Genomic DNA, 14,119 nt, shown 5'->3' with positions numbered 1-14,119 from the left:
CCAGAAGGTAGTTGACGGTGGATCAGGTGGTCAGAGGTGGATGCCGCACTCGGTCTTGCCCGAGCCGGCCCAGCGGCCGGCCCGGCCCTGCTCGCCCTCGCCCGGCTTGGCGGTGCAGGACAGCGGCGAGCAGCCGATCGAGGTGTAGCCCTCCCACAGCAGCGGGTTGAGCAGCACCCCGTTGGCGGCCACGTACGCGTCCACGTCCGCCTGCGTCCAGCGGGCGATCGGGGCGAGCTTGACCTTGCGGCGCTTGGCGTCCCAGGCCACCACGGGGGTGTTGGCCCGCGACGGGGACTCGTCCCGGCGCAGCCCGGTGGCCCAGGCGTCGTAGCCGCCGAGCCCCCGGTTGAGCGGCTCGACCTTGCGCAGCGAGCAGCACAGGTCCGGGTCGCGGTCGTGCAGGTCGGCGCCGTACTCGGCGTCCTGCTCGGCTACGGTCCGCAGCGGCTTGAGGGTGATGACGTTGACCGGCATCACCGCGGCCACCGCGTCCCGGGTGCCGATGGTCTCGGCGAAGTGGTAGCCGGTGTCCAGGAACACCACGTCCACGCCCGGGAAGACGGCGGAGGCCAGGTGGGCCACCACCGCGTCCTCCATCGAGGAGGTGACGCAGAACCGCTTGCCGAAGTGCTCGGCGGCCCAGCGCAGGATCTCCTGCGCGGGTGCCTCCTCCAGCTCGACGGCGGCCTTGGCGGCCAGCTCCTCGTAGTCAGTCGCGAGACTCATGTGCCGTACCCCCGTTGGTGGTTGACAGCAGGCCGAGGAACTTCAGCTGGAACGCCCGGCGGCAGCCATGGCACTCCCAGGACCCGTGCCCGGCCTCGGAAGGACGCAGGTCCTCGTCCCCGCAGTACGGGCAGTGGAAGGGGGCGGCGCGTTCGCTCACGACAGCTGCTCCTCACTGGCCCGGGCGGTCCACTGGGCGAACCGCTCGCCGTCGTTCTTCTCCGCCTGGTAGCGGGTCAGCACGCGCTCGACGTAGTCCGGCAGGCCGTCCTTGGTGACCTTGAGGCCGCGGACCTTGCGGCCGAAGCCGGCCTCCAGGCCCAACGCGCCGCCCAGGTGCACCTGGTAGCCCTCGACCTGCTCGCCGTTCTCGTCGGTCACCAGCTGGCCCTTGAGACCGATGTCCGCGACCTGGATCCGGGCGCAGGCGTTCGGGCAGCCGTTGATGTTGATGGTGAGCGGCTCGGCGAAGTCCGGCAGGCGGGTCTCCAGCTCGTCGATGAGCGTGCGGCCGCGCTCCTTGGTCTCGACGATGGCGAGCTTGCAGTACTCGATGCCGGTGCAGGCCATCGTGCCGCGCCGGAACGGCGAGGGGGTGACCCGCAGGTCCAGCGCCTCCAGGCCGGCCACCAGCGACTCGACCCGGTCGGCCGGGACGTCCAGCACGATCATCTTCTGCTCGGCGGTGGTGCGCAGCCGGTCCGAGCCGTGCTCGGCGGCCAGGTCGGCGACCTGGCCGAGCAGCTTGCCGTTGACCCGGCCGACCCGAGGAGCGAAGCCGACGTAGAACCGGCCGTCCTTCTGCCGGTGCACGCCGACGTGGTCGCGCCAGGTGCCGCTCGGCTCCTTCGGCGCGGGGCCGTCGATCAGCTGGTACTTGAGGTAGTCGTCCTCCAGCACCTGGCGGAACTTCGCCACGCCCCAGTCGGCGACCAGGAACTTCAACCGGGCCCGGTTGCGCAGGCGGCGGTAGCCGAAGTCACGGAAGATCCCGATCACGCCGCCGTACACGTCGGCGACCTCGTCCAGCGGCACCCAGGCACCGAGCCGGACACCCAGCTTGGGGTTGGTGGAGAGCCCGCCGCCGACCCAGAGGTCGAAGCCGGGGCCGTGCTCGGGGTGCTCGACGCCGACGAAGGCGATGTCGTTGATCTCGTGCGCCACGTCCAGCAGCGGCGACCCGGAGATCGCCGACTTGAACTTGCGCGGCAGGTTGGAGAACTCCTTGTTGCCGATGAACCGGCGCATGATCTCGTCGATGGCGGGCGTGCCGTCGATGATCTCGTCCTCGGCGATCCCGGCGACCGGGGAGCCCAGGATCACGCGCGGGGTGTCACCGCAGGCCTCGGTGGTGGAGAGGCCGACCGCTTCCAGCTTCTGCCAGATCGCGGGCATGTCCTCGATCCGGATCCAGTGGTACTGGACGTTCTGGCGGTCGGTCAGGTCGGCGGTGCCCCGGCCGTACTGCTCGGAGACCTCGGCGATCGCCTTCAGCTGGGCCACCGTCAGGCGGCCGCCGTCGATCCGGACCCGGAGCATGAAGAACTCGGCGTCCAGCTCGTGCGGCTCCAGGATCGCGGTCTTGCCGCCGTCGATCCCCTCCTTGCGCTGGGTGTACAGACCCCACCAGCGCATCCGGCCGCGCAGGTCGGCCGGGTCGATCGAGGCGAAACCCTGCTGGGCGTAGACCGTCTCAATGCGTGTCCGCACGTTGAGACCGTCGTCGTCCTTCTTGAACTGCTCGTTGGGGTTGAGCGGGGTGCGGTGCCCCATGCCCCACTGGCCCTCGCCACGGTGGCGGGTCACCTTGCGGGCGGCGGCGGGCCGGCGCGCCGGGGCGGCGTCGMCCGGGGGCTCGACCGGTTCGGGAGTGGGGGCCATGGTGAAGTCCTTACGGCAGTGGCTCTGGTGGCGGCTGTGAGCATCCAGGCGTGGCCCTGCTGTGACCTGCGGTGTTCCGCGAGGACTTGGGAAGCAGTGACCTTGCCGGGGGCTCGCACATCCGCTGCGGCGGGGACGGCGAGGTGGTACGCGCCGGGGGTGCGGTGGTGGCGGCGGGGTAGGGCTCAGGTCACCGGACAGATGGCGCTGGACACGCGAAGGAGATCGACGTGAAGTCGACCTACTAGGGTGGTTCCGGCGCTCGGCATGGCAAGAGATTCGCACGGCGCACTGTCCCCGGTCCACTATCGTCCGCATAGTGGACGGAATGGTTTCACAGGGTGAGACCGTGGCGCTGCGCGGCACGCCGGAGCCCCTGTTGAGGGTGTGTCAGGCGCCTCGTCGGCTCACCGTCCGCCGACCGATACCGTAGGGGCGTGCAGCCAGCAGGGGAAACCACCAGGACGACAGCCGAGCGGCCCTCGCGACGACGAGGCAAGGGCGGGCGGCGGGCGCGGCGGTCGACGTGGCGTCAGACGCTCTGGAGCCTGCTCAAGGACACCACCAACACCTGTGTCGAGTACCGGGTGACCGGGCTCGCGGCCGAGGCGGCGTTCTTCACCCTGCTCTCCATCCCCCCGCTGCTGCTCTGCCTGGCGGGCACCCTGGGCTACCTCGACGACATCCTCGGGGCGGGCACCATCGAGCGGCTGGAGGAGGACATCATCACCGCCGCCAGCGCGGTGCTCTCGCCCAGCTCGGTGAACCAGACCGTCCGGCCGCTACTGGACAGCGTCTTCGCCGACGGCGGCCGGCCCGACCTGATCTCGATCGGCTTCCTGCTCTCGCTCTGGTCCGGCTCCCGGGCGCTCTACATCTTCATCGACACCATCACCGTGATGTACGGCCTGGACGGCAAGCGCGGCCTGGTCAAGACCCGGATGATGTCGCTCGGCCTCTACCTCGGCGCGCTGGTGATCGGCTCGCTGGTGCTGCCGCTGCTGCTGACCGGCCCCGGGCTGGTGCTGAACGCGCTGCCGGAGTGGTCGGGACTGATCGACGCGCTGTACTGGCCGGTGGCGATCACCCTGCTGATCGTCTTCCTCACCACGCTCTACCACGTGGCCGTCCCGGTCTCCACGCCCTGGCGGGAGGACATCCCGGGCGCGCTGGTCGCCCTGGTGGTGCTGGTGGTCTGCTCGGTACTGCTGCGGATCTACCTGGTCAGCTCGGTCGAGGGCCGCTCGGTGTACGGCTCGCTGGCCGCGCCGGTCGCGGTGCTGCTGTGGATCGGCGTGGTCGCGCTCGCGGTGCTGATCGGCGCCGCGATGAACGCCGCCATAGACCGCCGCTGGCCGACCGTGCAGACCGCCGACGCCCGGGCCGAGAACGAGCGGGCCAGCGAGGAGGCGGCCGCCGCGGTGGTCCGCGAGGTCACCGCCCGGCGTGCGGTGGAGCGGGCCCGGCTGGCCCGCGAGCTCGGCCTGGCCGAGGGCGTGGAGGAGGACGAGGACGATGACGACGAGGGCCACCCGCCGTCCGAGTACCCCGAGCGCTGGGCCGACTTCCTGGCGCCGGGCAACGTGCGCGGCCGGATCTCCTCCGAGGGCCCCCATCACCGCCGCAGCCCGCCGCCGCCCCCGGACACCGACCGGCCGGCCCCGCGCGGCCCGTGGGACGGGATCTGATCTCAGCATCCGAGACGGCGGTCTTGCCGTCGGAGGTGGCCCGGCCCGCCGAGGAAACCGCAGGTCATAAATGGGATGCGGGTCGGCGCGCCGACCCACTAGCGTGTTCGTCTGTTGGCGCCCGTGGAAGAAGCGGGCCGAGTACGGAAACAGGAGGTGAGCCTCGTGGCTGTCACCCAGGTCACGGCTGCCCAGGGCAGCTCGCGCACACCCCTCCCCGTCCCGGCCGTCGGCTGACGCAGTAACAGAACTCCACGCAGCAGCCGCCGCCCGCCGGGAAAGCATTCCTCCCGAAGGGCCCCACCGCGTTGCTTCACGCATCCGTTTCTCTGCACACCCCTGTCTTCGCCGACTACGGCTGGACTTCCGAGCTCGACGAGCTCTTCGCCCCCCTCGCCGAGGGCGGGCTCACCCCTGCGCGGATCACCCGGGTCGACCGGGGGATGTGCGACGTGCTGTTCGCCGACCCCGAGTCGGCGGAACTGCACACCGTCCGCGCCGACATCCGGCCGGTCCGTGACCCCGACCCGATCAACTGGGCCTGCACCGGCGACTGGGTGGGCGTCGACCTGACGGCTGCCCCGATGCCGACCGTCTCGGCCCTGCTGCCGCGCTCCACCGCGATCATCCGCAAGGGAGCGGGCAACCGCTCCGAGGGTCAGGTGCTGGCGGCCAACGTCGACACCGTGCTGATCGCGGCCTCGCTCGCCGCCGACCCCGACCTCGGCCGGATCGAACGCTTCCTGGCGCTCGCCTGGGAGTCCGGCGCCGATCCGGTGGTCGTGCTCACCAAGGGCGACCTGGTGGACGACGCCGAGTTCGTCAAGGCCGACGTCGAGCAGATCGCCCCCGGCGTGGCCGTGGTGGTGGTCAGCGCCGAGACCGGCGACGGCCTCGACGTGCTGCGCGCCTGCATGGGCGCCACCAGCGCGCTGATCGGCCAGTCCGGTGCCGGCAAGTCCACGCTCACCAACGCACTCAGCAACACCGACTCCATGGTGGTGCAGCAGACCCGCGTGGTGGACGAGAAGGGCCGGCACACCACCACCACCCGCGAGATGATTCCGCTGCCCGGCGGTGGCGTGGTGATCGACACCCCCGGTCTGCGAGGCGCAGGTCTGTTCGGCGGCGAGGGCCTCGCGCAGGCCTTCTCCGAGATCGAGGACCTGGCCGAGGACTGCCGGTTCCACGACTGCGGGCACAACTCCGAGCCCGGCTGCGCCGTGCGGGCCGCGATCGAGGACGGTGCCCCCCCCCCCCCCCCCCCCCCCCCCCCCCCCCCCCCCCCCCCCCCCCCCCCCCCCCCCCCCCCCACGTCCGGGTCCGCTCAGCGCGGCAGTCGCCCGGTGCGGATCACCTCCGCGTACCAGCGGGCGCTGTCCTTCGGCGTCCGGCGCTGGCTGGCGAAGTCGACGTGCACCATGCCGAACCGCTTGCCGTAGCCGTACGCCCACTCGAAGTTGTCCAGCAGCGACCAGAGGAAGTAGCCGCACACCGGCACACCGTCCGCCGCCGCCCGGCGGACCGCGTCCAGGTGCCCGTGCAGGTAGGCCACCCGCTCCGGGTCGTGCACCGCGCCGGTGGGGTCGCTGTAGTCGTCGTACGCGGCGCCGTTCTCGGTGACCAGCAGCGGCAGCCCCGGCAGGTCGTCGCGCAGCCGGGTGAGCAGCTCGTACAGGCCGTCCGCGTCCACCGGCCAGCCCATCGCGGTCCGGCTGCCCTCGGCGGGCAGGAAGCGGACGCCGGTGTCGGCGGGCCAGGGGGAGAGCTCGCCGGCGTGGCCGTCCTGGCGCGGCGCGGGGTGCTCCGGGTCGTCGGCCGCCACCACGGTCGGCGTGTAGTAGTTGATGCCGAGCGAGTCGATCGGGCGGGAGATCTCGGCGAGGTCGCCGTCGTGGACGAAGGACCAGTCGGTCACCTCCGCCGTGTCGGCCAGCACGTCGGCGGGGTAGCTGCCGTGGAACACCGGGTCGAGGAAGATCCGGTTGGCCAGCCCGTCGATCCGGCGGGCCGCGTCCAGGTCGGCCGGGTCCGCGGTGAGCGGGCGGACCGCGGCCAGGTTGAGGGTGAGCGAGACCTGCGCGGTGGCCGGCAGCTCGGCCCGCAGTGCCGCGACGCCCAACCCGTGGGCCAGCAACAGATGGTGATGGGCCGTCAGCGCCTCGGCCGGGCTGGTCCGGCCGGGGGCGTGGACACCGGAGCCGTAGCCCAGGAAGGCGCTGCACCACGGCTCGTTCAAGGTGGTCCAGGTGCCGATCCGGTCGCCCAGCCGACGGGCCGTCAGGCTCGCGTACTCGGCGAACCGGTAGGCGGTGTCGCGGTTCAGCCAGCCGCCCTGGTCCTCGAGGGTCTGCGGCAGGTCCCAGTGGTAGAGGGTGGCGACCGGGGTGATGCCGTTGGCCAGCAGCTCGTCCACCAGCCGGTCGTAGAAGTCAAGACCGGCCTCGTTGGCCGGACCGCTCCCGGCGGGCTGGATGCGCGGCCAGGCCAGCGAGAACCGGTAGGCGCCCAGGCCGAGTTCGGCCATCAGCGCGACGTCCTCGCGGTAGCGGTGGTAGTGGTCAGCGGCGATGTCGCCGGTGTCGCCGTTGCGGACCTTGCCGGGGGTGCGGCTGAAGGTGTCCCAGATGGACGGGGTGCGGCCGCCCTCGGCGGCGGCGCCCTCGATCTGGTACGCGGCGGTGGCCGCGCCCCAGACGAATCCGGCGGGGAAGTCGGTGCGGACGGGGGCCGGTAGGGCTTCTACGGACATGTCGCCTTCCATGGGTACTCAGAGTAGGTGTGTCAGCCCTTGACGGCGCCCTGCATGATGCCGCCGACGATCTGACGGCCCAGCAGCGCGAAGACCACCAGCACGGGGAGGGTGCCGACCAGCGTGCCGGCCATGATGATCGACTGGTCCGGGACGTAGCCCTGGCCGAGCGACTTGAGGGCGACCTGGACGGTGGGGTTCTGCGAACTCAAGGCCACGATCGGCCAGAAGAAGTCGTTCCAGGTGGCCATGAAGGTGAGCATGCCGAGCACGGCCATCCCGGGACGGGCCACCGGCAGCACGATCGACCAGAAGATCCGCAGACTCGACGCGCCGTCCATCCGGCCCGCCTCGATCAGCTCGTCCGGCAGTGCCTGGACCAGGAACTGCCGCATGAAGAAGACCCCGAAGGCGGAGACCAGCGCGGGCAGGATGACCGAGGGCAGCTTGTTCTGCAGGTCCAGCTTCACGATCACCATGAACAGCGGGATCACCCCGAGCTGCGGCGGGATCATCATCGTGCCGACCGTGATCGCCAGCAGCAACCCCCGCCCCCGGAACCGGAGTTTGGCGAAGGCGAAGCCGGCCAGGGTGGAGGAGAGCACCACCCCGGCGGTGACCGCCGCCGAGACGACCAGCGAGTTCACCAACGCCGTACCGATGGCGGCCTGTTGCAGCGCCTCGCCGATGTTGTGGAACAGGTTCGGCCCCGGGGTGAGCGCCGGAGTGGCCGCGCTGAGCTCGGAGTTGGAGCGGCTCGCGGCCACCAGCGTCCAGTAGAACGGGAAGACGAAGACCAGGGTGGCGGCGATCAGCACGCCGTAGGCGAGCGGGCCGCCCTGGAGCGGGGAACGTCTCTTCACGGAGCTTCTCTTCACGGGGGTCACCGGTCCGTACGGTTGCGCCGGGCCGCGATGGCCGCGTTGACCAGGGCCAGCACGACGATCAGCAGGAACATCACCCAGGCCACGGCGGCGGCCCGGCCCAGGTGGAAGAAGGTCCAGCCCTGCTCGTACATGTAGAGCCCGAGGGTCTGGTACTGGTGCGAGATGCCGCCGCCCGAGTTGCCCTCGTACAGCAGTGGTTCGCCGAACAGCTGGGTGGCGCCGATGGTGGAGACCACCACGGTGAAGACGATGGTCGGCCGCAGCCCGGGCACCGTGATGTGCCGGAACTGCTGCCAGCGGGAGGCACCGTCGACGGCCGCCGACTCGTACAGCTCCTGCGGGATGGACTGCATGCCGGCCAGGTAGATCAGCGCGTTGTAGCCGGTCCACCGCCAGGTGACGATCAGGGAGACGCCGAACTGCGAGGCCCAGGTGTTCGCCTGCCAGTCGACCGGGCTCAACCCCACGGTGGAGAGCGCCCAGTTGATCAGCCCGTAGTCCCGGCCGAACAGCTGGGCGAAGACCAGGGTGGCCGCCGCGACCGAGGTGGCGTACGGCATCAGCATCGCGACCCGGAAGAAAGTCCGGCCGCGCAGGCGGTAGTTGAGCAGGTGGGCCAGACCGAGCGCGAGCAGCAGCTGCGGGACGGTGGAGAGCAGCCCGATGGTGAAGGTGTTGCCCAGCGCGTTCCAGAAGAACGGGTCCTCGAACAGCCGGGTGTAGTTCTGGAGCCCCAGCCAGTCCATCCGGTCCGAGGTCTGCAACTCCACCCGGTGCAGCGACACATAGGCCGTGTACAGCAACGGGAACAGGCCGAAGGCCGCGAACAGGACGAAGAACGGGGCGAGAAAGCCGTACGGGGCGAGCCGGGCACCCCGGCGCGGCCGCGCGGTCGCGGGCTGCGAGCTGCGCAGCGGGGCGGAGAGAGTGGCCATGGTGGTCCTTCGGTGGTCACCCCGGCCCGGGGCGGGCGGCGCCCCGAGCCGGAGTTGATCGGGCGTCAGTTACCGCTGGCCTTCTTGACGTTCTCCAGGGCGTGCTGCCAGGCGGTGGCCGGGGCGGTGTTGGTCCGCTCCACCTCGCCGAGCGCGTCGGTGAACGCCTTGCCGACCACACCGTCCTCGGTGCCGAGTACCTGCGCGGGCATGTTGCCGGCCGCCTCGCTGAAGATCTCGCCGATCGGGGCGTTGTTGAAGTAGGCGTCCTTGACCGACTTGATCTCGCCCTGCGCACCCGTGCTGGACGGGAAGGAGCCCTGCTTGGTGAAGAGCTTGACCTGCTGCTCCTTGGCGTTCAGCCACTTGATCAGCTCGGCGGCCTGCTTCGGGTGCTTGGCGGTCTTCGGGACGGCCAGGTAGGCGCCGCCCCAGTTGCCGGTCTTGCCCGGGCCTGCCGCGATGTCCCACTTGCCCGCGAAGGCGTCGCCCGCCTGCCCCTTGATGTACCCGATCATCCAGGCCGGGCAGCTCAGGGTGGCGAACTTGCCGGTGCTGAACGCCTTGTTCCACTCCGGGGTCCACTGCGGCAGCTTGGCCGAGAGACCGTCGGCGACCAGCTTGGTGGCGTCCGCCCAGGCGGTCTGCACCGCCGGGCTGCTCTCGTGCACGGCCTTGCCGCTCTCGTCCGCGTAGCGCACCTTCTGCTGGCCGACCTCGGCGGTGAACATGCCCGCCGCGCTGTCGGTCCAGGCGTTGCCGGGCTTGGCCTTGGCGACGTACTCCTTGCCGAGCGCCAGGTAGCCGCCCCAGGTCGCCCACTTGGCGGCCAGCTCGGTCCGGTCGGTCGGCAGCCCGGCCTCCTTGAACAGGTCGGTGCGGAAGCAGACCGCCTCCGGACCGATGTCGGTGCCCGCGCCCAGCACCTTGCCGTCGGCGGTCTTCACCGCGGCGGCCTTCCACGGCACCAGGCCGTCGTTGACGTCACCGGCGCCGAGCGTCTTCAGGTCGGTGAACTTGTCCGCCTGCTTCTGCATCACGCTGGCGATCCGGCCGACCTCCAGGCCCTGGACGTCGGCCAGACCGCCGCCGCCGGCCAGCTTGGTCTGCAGCGCCTGCCAGTACTGACCCTCGTCCTGGGTGTCGCTCTGCTTGACGGTGATGTTCGGGTGCAGCTTCATGTACTCGTCGTAGAGGCCGGCCTCCTTGAACCCGAAAGTGCCGAACAGGTCGACGGTCAGCGTCACCTTCTCGTTCGCGTCCTGCGCGCCGGTGGTGCTGCCGGAGCTGCATGCGGTCAGCAGCAGGGTGGCGGCGAGGGCGGCGCTGCCGGTGGTCACGGCGGCTCTGAACGGGCGCATGGGGGTGCCTCCTGATCGGATTCTGAGAGCGCTCTCAAGCGCTGAAAGGAGAGTGCCGGTTGAGTTCACCACCCGTCAAGTGCTCGAAACCCGAACGTAATCTCGGGAGTTGTTCTGCTCCTGGTTTCAGGTCGTGAAGTCAGGAAGGTTTCGTCGGGCCCGTTGACAGTGCTCCTCGGGCGCCCCTACGGTCCGGGATCGAGACCTCTGTGAGAGCGCTCTCACATCCCCCACTCCCACCCCGAGGTGTTCAGACATGAAGCCGCCACGCGCTCGGTCCCCGAGACGTCTGGTCCGCCCGGCCGCGGCCCTCTCCGCGATCGCGCTCACCGCCGCCGCCCTCACCGCCACGGTCGGCGCCTCCACCGCCTCCGCCGCCACGATCAAGGTCGGGCTCGGCGGGTACACCGACACCCGCCCGGCCGGCACGATCGGCCCGAGCAACTCCGACGGTGCCCCGCTCACGCCCAAGGTGACCGCGAAGATGGCCGGCCAGGCCGTCCCCACCAACGACTGGTGGTCCTCGCTGGTCTTCCAGCGGTACGCGGGCAACCCCTACTCGGAGAACCTGTACGCCCACCCCTTCACGTTCAAGGCCGCCTCGGGCGGGCTCGAGGTCGGCTACCCCACCAACCCGACCATCACCCCCGACGGGCGCCAGTACGACTTCACCCACACCAAGGACCTCACCGTCGGCGTGGCCGGGCTGAACGCCCCCGACACCAAGGTCGACGGCTGGACCGACTGGACCGTCACCCCGCAGTGGACCGACGGCGCGCACACCCTCGCCACGACCATCGGCCACGGCCTGCCCTACGTCTACGCACACGCCACCGGCGGCGCCGCGCAGATCACCGCGGCCGGCACCCCGACGGTCTTCGCCAACCAGGGCAACGTCCTCGGCATCACCGTCGGCGGCCACCACTACGGCCTGTTCGCGCCGACCGGCACCAGCTGGAACGTGAACGGCACCGTGCTGAGCGCCGCGCTCGGCGCCAAGGACTACTACTCCGTCGCCGTGCTGCCCTCACCGAACGACCTGGCACTGTTCCGCACCTACGCGTACAGCTTCGTCACCGACACCAAGGTCGCCTGGAACTACAACGCGGGCTCGGTGACGACCAGTTACACGGCCACCACGACCGCCCAGGAGGGCAGTCAGACCGGCACCCTGCTGGCGCTCTACCCGCACCAGTGGAAGGCCAGCGCCGACCCGCTGACCGCGCTCACGTACACCTCGCCGCGCGGCCAGATGAAGGTCCGCCAGGGCTCCGGCTTCAGCACCACCATGAAGGCCGACGCCATCCTGCCCTCGCTGCCGGACGTCGGGGCCGAGGACCGGGCCGCGCTCGGCGCGATGGTCCGCGAGGTGGCCAACTCGGCCGACCCGTTCATGGGTGCCAGTGACACCTACTGGACCGGCAAGGCGCTCGCCCGGCTCGGTCAACTGGTGCCGATCGCCGACCAGTTGGGTGACACCGCGACCAGGGACAGGCTGCTCGGCCTGATGAAGGGCAGACTGCAGACCTGGTTCGCCGGCACCGGCTCGACGGTCTTCGCGTACGACAACGTCTGGAAGACCCTGATCGGCTACCCCGCCTCGTACGGCAGCGACGGCGAGCTGAACGACCACCACTTCCACTACGGCTACTACATCCAGGCCGCCGCCACGGTGGCCCGCTACGACGCCGCCTGGGCCGCCGACTCCGCCTGGGGCGGGATGGTCAAGCTGCTCGCCAAGGACGCCGCCAACGCCGACCGGGCCGACACCCGGTTCCCCTGGCTGCGCAGCTTCGACCCGTACGCGGGCCACGGCTGGGCCGCGGGCCACGCCGCCTTCGCGGCCGGGAACAACGAGGAGTCCTCCTCCGAGTCGCTCAACTTCAGTGCGGGGCTGATCCTCTACGGCTCGGCGACCGGGGACACCACGCTGCGGGACCTCGGCATCTACCTCTACACCACCGAGTCGCGGGCGGTCGAGCAGTACTGGTTCAACGCCGACCAGTCCGCCTTCCCGGCCGGGTTCGGGCACCAGACGGCGGGCATGGTCTGGGGCAGCGGCGCCGCGTACTCCACCTGGTGGACGGCCAGCCCGGGCATGATCCACGGCATCAACTACCTGCCGATCACCGGCGGTTCGCTGTACCTGGCGCGCCGGCAGGACGACATCAAGGCCAACCTGGCCGAGCTCAAGGCCAACAACGGCGGGGTGTTCACCGACTGGCGGGACCTGGCCTGGGAGTTCCAGGCGCTCGCAGACCCGGCTGCCGCCAAGGCCAACTGGGATGCGGGCAAGGACGGTTACACCCCCGAGGAGGGCGAGTCCAAGGCGCACACCTACCACTGGATCTACAACCTCGCCGCCCTCGGGACACTGGATGCGGCGGTGAGTTCGGACCAGCCGACCTCGGCGGTCTTCGTCAACGGCGCCACCCGTACGCACGTCGCGCACAACTACTCGACGGCGGCGCGGGCGGTGCACTTCTCGGACGGTTACACGCTCACCGTGCCGGCCCGGTCCACCGCGAGCGAGCGGGGCAGCTTCCAGGACGGCGGGTCGGGCGGGGTTCCGTCGCCGTCGCCGTCGCCGTCGCCCTCCTCTTCCCCCTCGCCGTCGCCGTCGCCCTCGCCGTCGGTGCCGCCCACCAGTGGCAGCACCTTCTACCTCCAGCCCGGCGGCGGCCTGACCACCGCCTACGGCACCGGCGCGACCACCAGCACCATCGCCTCGGCCGGTGGCACCAACCACGACGGCACGCCGTACCAGCCCACCGTGTACGAGCTGCGCAACGTCAACGGGACCCTGCGGGCGGGCGCCGCAACGGAGTTCGACCTCTACCTGGACGCGGGTACGGCCGTCGGCCTCGGCCAGCAGGTCCGGATCTCCTACGACCTGACCGGCAACGGCAGCTTCGACCGGGTCGAGACCTTCCGCTACTTCGCCACCGACCCGGTGGTGGGCTGGGAGCGCTACGCGGCCACCGCCGGTCTCGCCTCGGCCACCGGCAGCCTCGGCAACCTGGCCAACGGCACGGTCAGGGTGGAGGTCTGGTCCGCGATCGGCAACGCCCCGGCCCAGCTCCGCACCGGCGCGACCCAGGCCCAGGGCAACGCCTCGGTGCTGCGCATCCCGTTCAACTGACCGACGCGGTCAAGTGACCGGTGCGGTCGACTGACCGAGCCCGTTTTGCGACCGGCCCCCGGCAGCTCCTGCCGGGGGCCGGCCCGTTGCGCCGGGTGGGTGAGCCGGGTCGCCTGGGCGACGGGTGCTGGGGCACGATGCTCCGGGGGCCTTCCAGAAGGGGACTCGTGTGACCACGTATCAGGTCGGCTATTTCGTCGGCAGCCTGTCCGAGAAGTCGATCAACCGGGTGCTGTCCCGGGCGCTGATCAGGCTGGCGCCGGCGGAGTTGGAGTTCCGGGAGATCCCGATCAAGGATCTGCCGCTCTACAACCACGACTTCGACGCCGACTACCCGCCGGAGGGCCGGGCGCTCAAGGAGGCGATCGCCGCCTCGCAGGCGCTGCTGTTCGTCACGCCCGAGTACAACCGGGGTATCCCCGGCGCGCTGAAGAACGCGATCGACTGGGCCAGCCGCCCGTGGGGGACGAACTCCTTCACCCACAAGCCCTCGGCGGTGATCGGCACCTCACCCGGCAAGATCGGCACCGCCGTGGCGCAGCAGAGCCTGCGGTCCGCGCTGAGCTTCTGCAACGCCCCGCAGATGTCCGCCCCGGAGGCGTACATCCAGTTCACCCCGGGCCTGTTCGGTGACGACGGCGAGGTGACCGAGCCGACCACGCTGCAGTTCCTCAGTGACTTCATGGCCGACTACAAGGCTTTTGTCGAACGGGTGTTGACGGTACTTCCGCCCCGCTAGCCAGG

The 14,119-nt window shown here is 70.7% G+C and carries 12 protein-coding genes; 4 read left to right on the top strand and 8 right to left on the bottom strand.

Translation table 11 applies throughout. The annotated features are described in order from the left end of the window. Positions 1-30 precede the first annotated feature (30 nt). The 4 genes from ACXJMZ_RS01830 to ACXJMZ_RS01815 all read right to left on the bottom strand — a co-directional run bounded on the left by ACXJMZ_RS01830 (position 31) and on the right by ACXJMZ_RS01815 (position 2,879). Complete coding sequence (locus ACXJMZ_RS01830) at positions 31-729, bottom strand: phosphoadenylyl-sulfate reductase (protein WP_457028187.1); 699 nt, start codon at positions 727-729, stop codon at positions 31-33. Then, a complete protein-coding gene (locus ACXJMZ_RS01825; protein WP_184921116.1) occupies positions 713-889 on the bottom strand; it encodes an IS1 family transposase in 177 nt (58 codons plus the stop codon). Before ACXJMZ_RS01825 ends, ACXJMZ_RS01830 begins: the two co-directional genes overlap by 17 nt. After that, a complete protein-coding gene (locus ACXJMZ_RS01820; RefSeq protein WP_457028186.1) occupies positions 886-2,610 on the bottom strand; it encodes a nitrite/sulfite reductase in 1,725 nt (574 codons plus the stop codon). Before ACXJMZ_RS01820 ends, ACXJMZ_RS01825 begins: the two co-directional genes overlap by 4 nt. Before the next feature lie 185 nt (positions 2,611-2,795). Next, a complete protein-coding gene (locus ACXJMZ_RS01815; RefSeq protein WP_310593185.1) occupies positions 2,796-2,879 on the bottom strand; it encodes a putative leader peptide in 84 nt (27 codons plus the stop codon). Between the two features lie 168 nt (positions 2,880-3,047). Here ACXJMZ_RS01815 and ACXJMZ_RS01810 point away from each other — a divergent pair, with 168 nt between their 5' ends. Further along, entirely contained in the window at positions 3,048-4,298 is a 1,251-nt protein-coding gene (locus ACXJMZ_RS01810) for a YihY/virulence factor BrkB family protein (RefSeq protein WP_457028185.1), read from the top strand. 308 nt (positions 4,299-4,606) lie between these two features. Then, positions 4,607-5,740 carry a ribosome small subunit-dependent GTPase A gene (gene rsgA, locus ACXJMZ_RS01805; RefSeq protein ID WP_457028184.1) on the top strand — a complete coding sequence of 378 codons (1,134 nt, stop codon included), beginning with the start codon at positions 4,607-4,609 and terminating at the stop codon, positions 5,738-5,740. Here rsgA and ACXJMZ_RS01800 read toward each other — a convergent pair. The 4 genes from ACXJMZ_RS01800 to ACXJMZ_RS01785 all read right to left on the bottom strand — a co-directional run bounded on the left by ACXJMZ_RS01800 (position 5,626) and on the right by ACXJMZ_RS01785 (position 10,233). Continuing rightward, on the bottom strand, positions 5,626-7,050 hold the full coding sequence (locus ACXJMZ_RS01800; RefSeq protein ID WP_457028183.1) for a GH1 family beta-glucosidase: 1,425 nt from the start codon (positions 7,048-7,050) through the stop codon (positions 5,626-5,628). The genes rsgA and ACXJMZ_RS01800 overlap by 115 nt on opposite strands. 32 nt (positions 7,051-7,082) lie before the next feature. Beyond that, positions 7,083-7,913: a carbohydrate ABC transporter permease gene (locus tag ACXJMZ_RS01795; protein ID WP_457028182.1), complete on the bottom strand. Its 831-nt coding sequence runs from the start codon at positions 7,911-7,913 to the stop codon at positions 7,083-7,085. A 20-nt stretch (positions 7,914-7,933) separates the two neighbouring features. Next, positions 7,934-8,872: a carbohydrate ABC transporter permease gene (locus tag ACXJMZ_RS01790; RefSeq protein WP_457028181.1), complete on the bottom strand. Its 939-nt coding sequence runs from the start codon at positions 8,870-8,872 to the stop codon at positions 7,934-7,936. A gap of 65 nt (positions 8,873-8,937) precedes the next feature. Beyond that, positions 8,938-10,233, bottom strand: a complete 1,296-nt coding sequence (locus ACXJMZ_RS01785) for an ABC transporter substrate-binding protein (RefSeq protein WP_457028180.1) — start codon at positions 10,231-10,233, stop codon at positions 8,938-8,940. Between the two features lie 256 nt (positions 10,234-10,489). On the opposite strand from ACXJMZ_RS01785, the gene ACXJMZ_RS01780 reads away from it, so the two are divergent. After that, complete coding sequence (locus tag ACXJMZ_RS01780; protein ID WP_457028179.1) at positions 10,490-13,375, top strand: glycosyl hydrolase; 2,886 nt, start codon at positions 10,490-10,492, stop codon at positions 13,373-13,375. 169 nt (positions 13,376-13,544) lie between these two features. Continuing rightward, on the top strand, positions 13,545-14,114 hold the full coding sequence (locus ACXJMZ_RS01775; protein WP_457028178.1) for an NADPH-dependent FMN reductase: 570 nt from the start codon (positions 13,545-13,547) through the stop codon (positions 14,112-14,114). Positions 14,115-14,119 lie beyond the last annotated feature (5 nt).

The sequence above is a fragment of the Kitasatospora sp. P5_F3 genome (assembly GCF_054049135.1).
Note: the sequence above shows the minus strand (reverse complement) of the source record. Positions and strands in the feature narration are given on the sequence as shown.

Excerpts from the sequence above, each read along its gene's own strand:
- ACXJMZ_RS01785 (WP_457028180.1), bottom strand. The coding sequence starts at position 10,233 with ATGCGCCCGTTCAGAGCCGCCGTGACCACCGGCAGCGCCGCCCTCGCC.
- ACXJMZ_RS01800 (WP_457028183.1), bottom strand. The coding sequence starts at position 7,050 with ATGTCCGTAGAAGCCCTACCGGCCCCCGTCCGCACCGACTTCCCCGCC.
- ACXJMZ_RS01790 (WP_457028181.1), bottom strand. The coding sequence starts at position 8,872 with ATGGCCACTCTCTCCGCCCCGCTGCGCAGCTCGCAGCCCGCGACCGCG.
- ACXJMZ_RS01780 (WP_457028179.1), top strand. The coding sequence starts at position 10,490 with ATGAAGCCGCCACGCGCTCGGTCCCCGAGACGTCTGGTCCGCCCGGCC.
- ACXJMZ_RS01815 (WP_310593185.1), bottom strand. The coding sequence starts at position 2,879 with ATGCCGAGCGCCGGAACCACCCTAGTAGGTCGACTTCACGTCGATCTC.
- ACXJMZ_RS01830 (WP_457028187.1), bottom strand. The coding sequence starts at position 729 with ATGAGTCTCGCGACTGACTACGAGGAGCTGGCCGCCAAGGCCGCCGTC.